Below are 12,264 nucleotides of genomic sequence, written 5' to 3' on the forward strand. Positions count from 1 at the left end.
GCCCCTGCCCAACACATAAGCATTTTTTTCATATCAAATCAATTCTTCTTATTTCCAATTCATTTTCCCGAAATTGACAATTCGTTGACCAAATTCCAAAAATCTTCCCAAGCGCTGAAACCCTTGCCAGTATTGGATGTCTTTCGGGCGGCGAGGACCCTTCTTAGAAAAAATGTTGAAATAAATGATATTTTATGAATAAATTTGAACAATCAAGTAGCTACTTTTAAAATTGTAAAAAATGAGCATTAAACCCGCTACCTTATTTGACAAAGTATGGGATTCACATGTTGTGAGGAAAATTGAAGATGGACCGGATGTCTTGTTTATAGACCGCCATTTTATTCATGAAGTAACCAGCCCGGTTGCCTTCCTGGGAATGGAAAGCAGGGGCTTGAAGGTAATGTTTCCTGAAAAGACCTTTGCGACGGCCGATCATAACACACCGACCATCAACCAGCACTTGCCGGTTGCAGACCCGCTTTCTGCCAACCAGTTGAAAGCTTTGGAAACAAATACAGGTAAATATGGTATTTCGCATTGGGGCTTAGGTAATCCTAAAAACGGGATTGTGCACGTTGTAGGACCAGAGAACGGGATCACTTTACCGGGGATGACAATTGTGTGCGGCGACTCTCACACTTCCACACATGGCGCTTTTGGTGCTATTGCATTTGGTATTGGTACTTCAGAAGTGGAAATGGTACTTTCTTCCCAGTGCATTATGCAGCCTAAACCTAAGAAGATGCGCATCAGCGTAAACGGTAAACTAGGTAAAGGCATCCTGCCTAAAGACGTGGTATTATATATTATATCCCAGCTTACTGCTGCCGGAGCTACCGGGTACTTCGTGGAATTTGCGGGTGAAGCGTTTGAAAACATGAGCATGGAAGGCCGTATGACCGTGTGCAACATGAGTATTGAAATGGGCGCCCGTGGCGGTATGATCGCTCCGGACGAAACAACCTTCAACTACATTAAAGGCCGTGAAAAAGCGCCTAAAGGCGAAGCATGGGATAAAGCGCTGGCTTACTGGAAAACGCTGAAAACAGACGAAGGCGCCACCTTTGATAAAGAATATGTATTTAATGCATCAGATATAGAACCGATGATCACCTACGGAACTAATCCGGGTATGGGTATCGGCATCACCAAAAGCATTCCTACCGCCGAAGCGGCAGGAGGCAGCAAATCCAGCTACGAAAAATCGCTGCAATACATGGGCTTCCATGAAGCAGAACCAATGCTGGGCAAAAAAGTGGACTACGTATTCATCGGCAGCTGCACTAACGGCCGCATCGAAGATTTCCGTGCATTTGCATCCATAGTAAAAGGAAGAAAGAAAGCAGATCATGTTACTGCCTGGATCGTTCCGGGTTCTCACATCGTAGAGCAACAGATCAGGGAAGAAGGTATCCTGGATATCCTGACAGAAGCCGGCTTCCAGCTGCGTCAGCCTGGTTGTTCTGCCTGCCTGGCTATGAACGACGATAAAGTTCCTGCCGGCAAATATGCAGTAAGTACCAGCAACAGGAACTTCGAAGGCCGCCAGGGACCTGGTTCCAGGACATTGCTGGCCAGCCCGCTGGTTGCAGCCGCCGCTGCAGTTACCGGCGTTGTAACAGATCCGAGAGAACTGATCGCTTAATCTTAATTCTTCCAACACCACAGACAATATTAATAATGGCATACGATCAATTTACTATATTAAGAAGTACGGCAGTACCAATGCCTATTGAAAACGTGGACACTGACCAGATCATCCCTGCCCGGTTCCTGAAAGCAACCGAACGTAAAGGATTTGGCGATAACCTGTTCCGCGACTGGCGCTACGAATCAGACAACACACCGAAGAAAGACTTCGTACTGAACAACCCGATCTACAGTGGAAAGATCCTCGTAGGCGGCAAGAACTTCGGCAGCGGCAGCAGCCGCGAACACGCCGCATGGGCGATCTACGACTACGGTTTCCGTTGCGTGGTATCCAGCTTCTTCGCTGATATCTTCAAAAACAACTCCCTGAACGTGGGTATCCTGCCAGTTACAGTAAGTCCCGAGTTCCTGGATAAGATCTTCACCGCTATCGAAGCAGATCCGAAAACAGAACTGGTAGTTGATCTGCCTGCGCAAACCATTACCATTGCGGCAACCGGCGAATCAGAATCTTTCGACATCAACAGCTACAAAAAACATAACCTGATGAACGGTTATGACGATATTGATTACCTCCAGGCTATGAAAGAGGAAATCAAACAATTCGCTGAAAAAAGCATCTACTAAAACAGCCAAAACTACTATGCCAGCAACTGCTCGCCACGTTGAAATAATGGACACGACCCTCCGCGACGGGGAACAAACCAGCGGAGTATCCTTTTCACCATCTGAGAAATTGACCATTGCTCAGCTTTTACTCACAGAGGTAAAGGTTGACAGGATCGAGATTGCCTCTGCCCGCGTATCTGAAGGTGAATTAGCAGCTGTCAAGTCAATTACCAAATGGGCAAAGGCAAATGGCTATCTCAATAAAGTAGAGGTACTCACCTTTGTAGACGGCACAGTATCCATCGACTGGATGCAACAAGCCGGCGCAAAAGTAATGAACCTGCTTACCAAAGGCTCCCTGAACCACTTAACGCACCAGCTGAAGAAGAAGCCGGCGGAACATTTTGCTGAAATAGCCGCAGTACTGGCAACAGCCAAGAAAAAAGGACTGGAATGCAATATATACCTGGAAGACTGGAGCAACGGTATGCGCCACTCTCCCGACTATGTATATCAATACCTGGATTTCCTGCAGCAACAACCTGTCAAAAGGGTGATGCTGCCGGATACCCTGGGCATCCTGACGCCCGATGAAGTAAAGGAATTCATTACCGCCATCGTTACCCGCTACCCCGCCATGCATTTCGATTTCCATGCGCATAACGATTATGACCTTGGAACTGCTAACGTGCTGGAAGGAGTTAAAGCCGGGGCAAAAGGCATTCACCTGACCATCAACGGGATGGGTGAAAGAGCAGGGAACGCTTCCCTGGCCAGCGCCGTAGCCGTATTGAACGATTTTCTGCCGGAGGTTAAAACATCTGTATCAGAAACATCCCTGTACAGCGTCAGCAAACTGGTGGAAACATTTTCCGGTTTCCGGATCCCTGCCAACAAACCGATAGTAGGAGAAAATGTATTTACTCAGACAGCCGGTATCCACGCAGACGGAGACAAGAAAAACAAACTCTATTTCAGTGACCTGATGCCGGAAAGGTTCGGCAGGCAACGTAAATACGCGTTGGGTAAAACCAGCGGCAAAGCCAATATCGAGAACAACCTGCAACAGCTGGGCATTAAACTATCGGACCCTGATCTGAAGAAAGTAACCCAACGCATCATCGAACTGGGCGACCGTAAGGAAGTGGTTACGCAGGCAGATCTGCCTTATATCATTTCAGACGTACTAGATAGCAACCGGATAGGTGAGACAGTGGTAATTGAAAATTATGTACTGACCCACTCCAAACATTTACAACCTGCTGTGGCGTTGAAGATCTCGATCAACGGAGAACTGTACGAAGAACATTCCCAGGGCGATGGCCAGTACGACGCTTTTATGAACGCTTTGAAAAAAGTATACAAAAAGCTGAAACAGGAACTGCCTACCCTTACGGATTATACCGTACGTATCCCTCCCGGCGGGAAAAGCGACGCCTTGTGTGAAACTGTCATTACCTGGCGTTTCAACAACAAAGAATTCAAAACAAGAGGGCTGGATAGCGACCAGACGGTATCGGCTATCAAGGCTACTCAAAAAATGCTGAATCTGATCTAAATTCAATAAACCAACAGAATGGCAACCAAAAATATATTAGTAGTTCCTGGCGATGGAATTGGACAGGAAGTAACCGCAGTGGGCAAAAAAGTGTTAGACGCCATTGCCTCAAAATTTGGTCATACTTTCAATTATGATACTGCGCTGATCGGACACGTAGCGATTGAAGCAACCGGCAATCCTTTACCGGATGAAACGCTGGAGAAGATGAAAAAATCTGACGCTGTATTATTCGGAGCAGTAGGCCATCCGAAATACGACAATGACCCTACAGCGAAAGTAAGACCAGAACAAGGCCTGCTGAAAATGAGAAAAGAGCTGGGATTATATGCAAACCTCCGCCCTATCAAATTATTTGATGAGCTGTTAGGCGCATCCAGCATCAAACCTGAAATCCTCAAGGGAGCAGATATACTTTTCTTCCGTGAACTGACAGGTGATATCTATTTCGGTGAAAAAGGCAGGAAGAACGATGGCGACACGGCTTTCGACATTGCCGAATACAGCAGGTTCGAAGTAGAACGTATTGCCAGGAAAGCATTTGAGGCTGCACGGACCAGGAGAAAGAAACTTTGCTCTGTAGATAAAGCGAACGTAATCGAAACTTCCCGCCTGTGGAGAGAGGTTGTTCAGAAAGTAGCGCTGGAATACCCTGATGTGGAAGTAGAACACCAGTTCGTTGATGCCACAGCAATGTTGCTGATCAAAGATCCGCGCCGTTTCGACGTAGTAGTTACCGCTAACCTGTTTGGCGATATCCTTACAGACGAAGCATCGCAGATCGCCGGCTCAATGGGTATGCTGGCTTCCGCATCGATAGGCGACGGTACAGGCGTATATGAGCCTATTCACGGATCGGCTCATGATATCACAGGCAAAGGAGTAGCTAACCCGTTAGCTTCTATCCTCTCGGCGGCCCTGCTGCTGGATATTTCGTTTGGCATGCAGGCCGAATCTGCCGCTGTTATCAACGCTGTAGACCAGGTACTGAAAGCTGGCTATCGTACCCGCGATATCGCAGATGCACAAACGCCTGCCGATAAAATTTTAGGTACCGATGCCATTGGTGCAGAAGTACTGAAACATATTTAATAATTGGCTTTTTATTTTGTAAAGGCCTGCTGTTTTCAGCGGGCCTTTTTTTGTTGACGCAATCACCCCTTTTTATGTCCGGAACTGCCCTCTTCAAACTCAACGATCCTGGTTATGTTTGCAATAACAAAAAATCAGCATTATGGACAAAGCAGTATCCGCCTACCTCGAAAAGCTCCAGCCCTGGCAGGTAAAGGTTTGCAATGAGCTGAGGAAAATCACGCTGGCTGCGATCCCCAACGCAGAAGAACGTTTGCAGTATGGCAAACCTCATTACCTGAAAAACGGGCATTATGCCGCCGTTATTCATGCGGCCAAAGACAAAGTGTCTTTCATGTTATTCAACGCTACCGACCTGCCCGAAGTGAAAGGTTATTTCCAGTCTACGACGGCGGCCGACCGCAAAACAGCTTCTATAAAGGAAAACACGGAAGTTGATTACCAACAGTTGAAAAAATGGCTGCAACAGACCAGTAAATCACTCTAACCGATATAATATGAGAAAAATAGTTTCCTTTATGCATGTTTCCCTGGATGGATTCGTAGCAGGACCTAATGGAGAAATGAACTGGATAAAAGTGGATGAAGAATTATTTGAATATGCCTCCAACCGTACCAGTGCATCCGATACCGCTCTTTACGGCAGGAACACCTTCCTGATGATGGACAATTACTGGCCCACGGCAGCGGATAAACCGAATGCCTCCAAACACGATATTGAACATGGAACCTGGTATAATAAGGTGAACAAATACGTAGTATCATCTTCCATTCAATCCGATAATCCCCTGGTTACTGTTATCAGTAGAGACATGAAAGGACAACTGGAAACACTTAAGAACCAACCCGGCAAAGAGATCATTATGTTTGGAAGTCCCGGGCTGGTGCACTCCCTGCTGGAACTGGACCTGATAGATGAATTCTGGTTGTTCTATAACCCAATATTATTGGGCAAGGGAGTCCCTATGTTTGGAAAGATCAGGGAACATTTACCTTTGAAATTGATCAAGACAGAACAACTGAAATCTACCGGCGTGGTTTGTATGAACTATGAACGGGTAAGGTAAGAAAGGCGTTCAGCATGCTGCTGTGCAGTATGCTGATTTTAAAACCCCTGTTCCGCGCATTGATACAAGCCGGAACAGGGGTTATTCATTATTTTACAGGCTCCGGCCCCATCGTCAGTTCCAACACTCCACCGGCTGCAATATCCTCATATCTGATCGCATGATTCGTATATGGCTTACCGTTAAGGGTCATGGATTGAATGTATTTATTATTGGCGCTGTTGTTCTTAGCAACAACAGTGAACGTTTTTCCTTTGGCGTATTTAGGCTCCAGGCGGAACGTCACCTTATCGAAAACAGGACTGGTGATCTCGTACAGGTTATCGCCCGGGCAAACGGGATGCAGACCTGAAGCTGCCAGTACATACCAGGCCGACATCTGCCCTACGTCTTCATTTCCTACCAGGCCTTCCACAGAATTATGATAAGCTTTTTCGCAGATCACCCTGCTCCAGTACTGTGTTAACCATGGAGCGCCCAACCTGTTGAAAAGGAAAGGAACATGATGAACGGGTTCATTGGCATGGTTGTAATAATCGTTCCAGGAGAAGTTTTCAGGAGTTTTGTTGAAGAGATCTTCCAGGTCGGCAATTACTTTTTCTTTGCCGCCCAAAAGGCTTACCAGCCCATCCAGGTCATGCGGCACAAACCAGCCTTGCTGGTAGGCGTTGCTTTCCAGGGTTGGTTGAGCTATGCGTCCGCCGTTGTTCCATGGCTGCCAGGAACCGTCTGCATTCTTAGCCCTGAACCAGTGATGCGTGGAGTCGAAAAGGTTTTGATAGCTCTTCGCTCTTTGGGCATATTTGGCTGCATCGGCCGTGTGGCCCAATTGTTTCGCGAATTGGGATAGCGCCCATTCAGAGAAAGCATATTCCAAAGTCTGGGAAATACCATCAGCATATCCCCTTTCGCCATTCCCAAATTTCTCTACGGAATTCTTAGCCAGCGTATAGGCTTTAGCGATATCGAAGTTGCGGATGCCTTTACTGTAAGCATCGTTGATCACCACTACGGCAGGGTTGCCGATCATACAACCGCTGTAGGCATTTAGCAGTTCCCATCTTTCCAGGTAATTCTTTTTAGACTCAGTTCCCAGTTCAACCAGGGAGTTGATCATGTCATTTACCACCGTTGGATTGATGATGCTCTGCAAAGGGAACTGGCTGCGGAATACATCCCAGCCGCTGAATATAGTACGTTTGGTAAACTGCTGCTGCCGGTGTACCTGTCCGTCGCCGCCGGTGTAGAAACCGTTGACATCCGCTGCGCTTCTCGGGTCGATCATTGTATGATACAGGGCGGTATAGAATACATGTTTCTGCTCTTCGGTACCTCCTTCGATCGTTGCTTTCGACAGGGCCTGGTTCCACAGCTCCTTAGCATTTTTCCGGACGCTTTCAAAGTTCCAGCCGCTGATCTCTTTGGCCAGGTTCTCTCTTGCGCCGGCAACGGAAACAAATGAAATACCGGCTTTCATGGTAACTGTTTCGTTTGCCTTCGTTTCAAATTCGGTGAAAAAACCTATATGCTTCCCCGTTAGTTTCCTTGTATTGCGTACGATGGCGGCTTTTTCTACCAGGCTGTCGTAAGCTGCGCTTTCAATGGCTTCACGCTTGCGGCTTTGCCCTTCAGGAATATGCGCATTCCAGTAACCGTAGTTCTTTAGCGGCTTGCTGAACTCTGCGTGGAAGTAAACTATATAATCAGCTTTTCCGTCGCCATTGCCCCAGCCGCCCCCTTCGGGGGTGCATTTCATCCAGCCTTCGATGGTGTTGGCGTTTACCACTTCCACAGATTGTTCAATAGCGGTGCCGCCTACCCTGCGGGCCAGGTCTACCTGGATACGCGATTGTTTGTGCTGGGGGAATACAAACCTCAGCATCCCGCTGTGTGGCGCTGCAGAGGCTTCAACGCGGATGTCAGGGTTGGTGAGCATAACACTGTAATAGCCGGCTTCCGCTATCTCCGAGCTTTTATCATAACCAGATCTGTAACCTTTACCTGGCGCAGCATGCCGGCCGGCGATCACTCTCAGCGGCCCCGTTGCGGGTGTTACCAGAAAGTTTCCAAGATCTCCGTACCAACCGATGCCACTCATCTGGGTAAAAGCAAAACCTTCAATAAACTGGTGTTCGTAGCTGTAACCGCTGCCATTGTCGCCACCGGTGATGGTGTTCGGACTAACCTGTACCAGGCCGAAAGGCGTTGTAGCGCCCGGGAATGTTTTGCCTAGTCCATGGTAGACGCCCGCAGCGGCTGTAGATGTACTGGCGCCGATAAACGGGTTTACATAATCGGCAGGCGTATGCTGCTGGGCATAGGCAACTGGCGTGATTCCTATTAATAATCCTAGTAAATAGTTTCTCATCGTTGAAAAAAGTAAAGCCCATAAATATATACATTTATGGGCTTAAAGCATAAGTATTTTGATAGGCGGGGATAAACTATCGCTTGATATTCAGTTCGTTGAGGAGATGATTTACTATCCTGTCGCACCTGATCAGGTGGAATGGGAATACCAGGTCGTTTTTGTAGTAATTAGATACTTTTTCTTTCAACATCAACTTAGCCCTGATCAATCTTACTTTTACGTTAACCTGTGAAATGGCAAGGATTTCCGCTGTTTGCGCGACGGAAAGATTTTCGACCACCCGCAACAGGAAAACAGCTCGATATTTTTCTGGCAGCAGGAGCAAAGCTTTTTGCATAGCCACGCTCAGTTCTTTATTAAGAACGGCATTTTCCGGTGATTCTTTAATGTTCTGTGTTGCCGCGTCGTGCTGACTCAGATCTTCCTGCAACTGCTGTTTGCGTTTTCTCAACAGCTGGTTGCATTCATTTATCATGATCCTTTTCAGCCAGGTTCCGAATGCGGCTTCATTCCTGAAACTCGCCAGGTGCTGCCAGGCATTGATGTAAGTTGTTTGCATCATGTCTTCCACATCGGCATCATTCTGTAAAATGGACATACCGATCCGGAAAAGGCTGGCATTGTGACGGCGTATCAGTTGTTCGTAAACAGCCTGTTCTCCGTTTAAAACCCGGTTAATAAGGTCAATGTCGGTTTCAGAGGCAACGGTTAGTAGGGTACTCATTATTAAATAATTTGATTAAGTATAATCCAAAAGTTACAAAAATTGTTATAGGTTTTTGTAACCTATTTAAAAAAATTTACTCCAATAGTTATATAACCGAACGAGTATGCGATCAAAATTACAAGTAACAGGAGTAAAAATGACGACATTAACCCACCAGAAGGCACAATTGCTAAAAGAAACTGCCCGCGGGCAGGAAATTCTCCGGACCCCCGTTGATGAATTACCTGTACTGTTAAGAACTATGGAACAAACCCTCCAGGAACAAGTAGCTATGGTAGAAGGAATTGATGGAAATGAAAAAAGCCAGTTGCTTACAGCGTTGCTGGAAGATCATTTATACTGGGAGTTCGGCTATTTCGTGTTGTTTCTTAAATGGAGGGAAAACAACAGGGCGAAGGCGGGTTTCCCCGCCCCCACCGATGTAAAGAATTAAAGCTCGCTGAGCAGGGAATAAGTACCTGCTTCCAGTACATAGCCTTTTGAAGAATTCTTTTTAAGTACCCGGCCATTGAATGTTACCTTCCCTGGCAACTCTACCAGGGCTGTACAATTAGGCGGCACCGTAACGTTTAATGTAAGCTGTTGACCCTCCCGGCGCCAGTCGGTTTTTATAGTACCCGCCGAGGATTCAAATGTTGCTTTCGCCCAGGCAATCTGGTCTGCCTTCAGGTATGGAGGTCTTACAATAAATTTCCGGTATCCTTTGTCGCTGGCCGGGTCCTGGCGTATGCCCGCAACGCCGTTAATGTACCAGGCGCCGGGGTACAAATAAGAGCTATGAAGAAGAGAATGCCCCGGCAGGTCTTTCTCCCACATTTCCCAGATAGTAGTGGCCCCATTGGCTTTCATATACCCCCAACTCGGATAGGTTGTCTGTGATGTCATACTATAAATAAGATCATCTCTCCCTTCTTCCCTTAAAAGTTTAAACAACAGCGCTCCTGCCGTAATTCCCACATGAATATGCCCATTGCGTTTCACGAGGATCTCATTCTCCAGGCGTTTCATTACCAGAGGACGAAGATCGGCCGGCGGAACTTCCGCCAGCAAGGCTGCCGCCAGGTTGCCCATAGAACTATCGCTGTAACTATGATCGCCTGCATTATAGAAGCGTGTATTAATGGCATCTGAAGCCAGCTTGGCCTTCTTCTCCCATTCTTCGGCGTTTGCCTTCCTTCCCAGCACCCTTGCTATCCTGGCTGCCGTGCGCAGGTTATATACCCTGTAACAGTTATTCAGGCAGAGGGTTTGTGGAGAGTTATTATTCATCCCTTCAGCGGTAGCATTAGGCCATAGCCAGTCGCCCAGGAAATCCCAATTGCCCCCGAAACGTTGCAACAGGTTATCTTTTGTCTGGGTATCCAGGAATTCCAGCCAGAGACTGATCATTTCAAAGTTTTTTTCCAGTATCCGCTTATCTCCTTCCTGTTGATATACATACCAGGGCAGGGAAACCACTATTCCTCCCCAGGCCGGCCCGCCGCCTCCCGAGTAGGTAGGGGCTGTATGCGGCAAAATACCTTTATGCAAATACCTGCCGCTCATTACCGCTTTATGCGCAAAGGAAGTATCGTACATATTTCCCACTATCGATTCTGTACCCTGTACATCTCTCCAGTCTTCCATCCATTTCGTATAGAAAGCGCCCAGGTGGTAATTAAACATCCCTGTTTCGCAGGTCGAATGCGCATCTCCTCCATATCCCAGTCTTTCCCTTTGCGGGCAATCCACTACATAACCGCCAAGGGAAAGGTTTTCATACGTCCACCTGATGCGGTCGTACATCCAGTTCTGCAAAGAATCTGAGCAGCTAAACGTAGCAGCCGGTTCATAGTTGGTACGTACCAGCCAGCCCTGGATATCGTCAAGCGATGGCTTGTACGATAATCCCCTGATAGTGATCCAGCGCCCGGAACTGTAATTGAACCTGTTATGAAAAGTGCCGTGTCCCTCCTTCCCTATGATATAAGCACTGTGAAGATTGAAGGTCATATCCATCTTTTCCCTTTCTGAATACTGGAAAGTGATCTTGTCGCCCGGTTTACCGCGAAGCTTTACGGCCGTCCACCCGGCAAAATTAACGCCCATGTCTACACGATAACTGCCGTCGGGCCGGGCTTCGATCGCCACGGGTTTAACAGGAGTCAGCGCCCTGTTTGGTTCCACCATCTGCGCGGAAAGGACCAGGTCAGGATGATAGACCGTCGCCTGTTTCCAATCGCTGTCGTTGCATGTCAGCGCGTTCCAGTCGGGTATCTCTTTATTGGCATCCCATAATTCGCCTCCCATCCGTGCAAAGTCCCAGGTTTCCAGGAGCATGTTGGGGCTCGGATGAGTTTTCCAGGTATTATCGGTTTGAATAAGAACGGGAGCAGTACCGGCATAGACCGTGCCCTGCGCTTTTACAATAGGTGCGTTAGGCCGGCCCGGCGCAATGTAAGGACCAAAGATAGACCAGGAAGTACCCAGCCAGAGACCAATTACATTCTTCCCCGGTTTCAGGTAGGGAGCTATATCATAGGCCACGTACCTGGCTCTTTTTGCATGATCTGTTACCGCCGGCGCCAGCACATCTTCTCCTACTTTCACGCCATTCACATAGAGCTCATGATACCCAACAGAGGCTACAAAGAAGTTGGCTTTCTGCGGTTTGCCCTGCAACTCAAATGTTTTCCTGAACCAGGGGTCCGCTATGTTAGCGGTTCCCGCGCCTGGTTTATAGACGTCGCCGGACCCGATCCAGGACGCTTTCCAGTCGGATGGCCGGAATAAACCGGTTGTCCAGGTAGCAACGGGGCTCCAGTCGGAGATCCGTCCTTTTTCATCTTTCACCCTTACCTTCCAGAAGTAGGCATTATCTGATTCCAGCGGTTTGCCTTTGTATTCGATATGCTGCATATCAGCGCTGTTAACCCAGCCAGATGACCAGGCGCTTCCCCGCCCTGCGTCCAGTTCGGCTTCCGATGAAGCTACCAGCACCTGGTAGGCAGTTTGCCGTTGCCCGAAAGCAGCGGCATCGGTCGCTTTCAACGTCCAGCTTAAACGGGGGAGCTTTTCATCTATTCCCCTGGGATTAACCAGGTATTCGCAACGTAGTTGTTGTGGAACGACGGAACTTCCGCCTGCTGCCAGGGCTATTTGTGTAACAATCAACAAAAGCCAGCACAGTACCAGTTTTCTCATAACA

At 47.8% G+C, this 12,264-nt stretch carries 10 protein-coding genes; 7 read left to right on the forward strand and 3 right to left on the reverse strand.

Features of this window, described 5'->3' with window-relative positions; all coding sequences use genetic code 11:
- Positions 1–241 precede the first annotated feature (241 nt).
- The 6 genes from leuC (at position 242) to BLV62_RS10025 (ending at position 5,979) form a co-directional block, all read left to right on the forward strand.
- A complete protein-coding gene (leuC, locus tag BLV62_RS10000; protein WP_089761202.1) occupies positions 242–1,648 on the forward strand; it encodes a 3-isopropylmalate dehydratase large subunit in 1,407 nt (468 codons plus the stop codon).
- A 35-nt stretch (positions 1,649–1,683) separates the two neighbouring features.
- Positions 1,684–2,280, forward strand: coding sequence for a 3-isopropylmalate dehydratase small subunit (leuD, locus tag BLV62_RS10005; RefSeq protein ID WP_089761204.1), 597 nt, complete (start codon positions 1,684–1,686; stop codon positions 2,278–2,280).
- A gap of 16 nt (positions 2,281–2,296) precedes the next feature.
- Positions 2,297–3,820, forward strand: a complete 1,524-nt coding sequence (locus BLV62_RS10010) for an alpha-isopropylmalate synthase regulatory domain-containing protein (protein ID WP_089761206.1) — start codon at positions 2,297–2,299, stop codon at positions 3,818–3,820.
- An 18-nt stretch (positions 3,821–3,838) separates the two neighbouring features.
- Positions 3,839–4,912, forward strand: coding sequence for a 3-isopropylmalate dehydrogenase (leuB, locus tag BLV62_RS10015; protein WP_089761208.1), 1,074 nt, complete (start codon positions 3,839–3,841; stop codon positions 4,910–4,912).
- A gap of 142 nt (positions 4,913–5,054) precedes the next feature.
- Entirely contained in the window at positions 5,055–5,399 is a 345-nt protein-coding gene (locus tag BLV62_RS10020; RefSeq protein ID WP_089761210.1) for a DUF1801 domain-containing protein, read from the forward strand.
- Between the two features lie 10 nt (positions 5,400–5,409).
- Positions 5,410–5,979: a dihydrofolate reductase family protein gene (locus tag BLV62_RS10025; RefSeq protein WP_089761212.1), complete on the forward strand. Its 570-nt coding sequence runs from the start codon at positions 5,410–5,412 to the stop codon at positions 5,977–5,979.
- 88 nt (positions 5,980–6,067) lie between these two features.
- On the opposite strand, the gene BLV62_RS10030 is transcribed toward BLV62_RS10025, so the two are convergent.
- Together BLV62_RS10030 and BLV62_RS10035 are read right to left on the reverse strand one after the other, a co-directional pair.
- Positions 6,068–8,347 carry a GH92 family glycosyl hydrolase gene (locus tag BLV62_RS10030; RefSeq protein ID WP_089761214.1) on the reverse strand — a complete coding sequence of 760 codons (2,280 nt, stop codon included), beginning with the start codon at positions 8,345–8,347 and terminating at the stop codon, positions 6,068–6,070.
- Positions 8,348–8,423: 76 nt separating this feature from the next.
- Positions 8,424–9,074, reverse strand: a complete 651-nt coding sequence (locus tag BLV62_RS10035; protein ID WP_089761215.1) for a sigma-70 family RNA polymerase sigma factor — start codon at positions 9,072–9,074, stop codon at positions 8,424–8,426.
- Between the two features lie 106 nt (positions 9,075–9,180).
- Here BLV62_RS10035 and BLV62_RS10040 point away from each other — a divergent pair, with 106 nt between their 5' ends.
- A complete protein-coding gene (locus BLV62_RS10040) occupies positions 9,181–9,510 on the forward strand; it encodes a hypothetical protein (RefSeq protein WP_139170059.1) in 330 nt (109 codons plus the stop codon).
- Here the strand turns inward: BLV62_RS10040 and BLV62_RS10045 are convergent.
- The gene (locus BLV62_RS10045) at positions 9,507–12,260 is read right to left on the reverse strand and encodes a family 78 glycoside hydrolase catalytic domain (RefSeq protein WP_089761219.1); all 2,754 of its coding nucleotides are present in this window, start codon (positions 12,258–12,260) and stop codon (positions 9,507–9,509) included. The genes BLV62_RS10040 and BLV62_RS10045 overlap by 4 nt on opposite strands.
- Positions 12,261–12,264: the final 4 nt, after the last annotated feature.

It is taken from the genome of Chitinophaga terrae (ex Kim and Jung 2007), assembly GCF_900107795.1.
In the GTDB taxonomy this organism is placed as follows: domain Bacteria; phylum Bacteroidota; class Bacteroidia; order Chitinophagales; family Chitinophagaceae; genus Chitinophaga; species Chitinophaga terrae.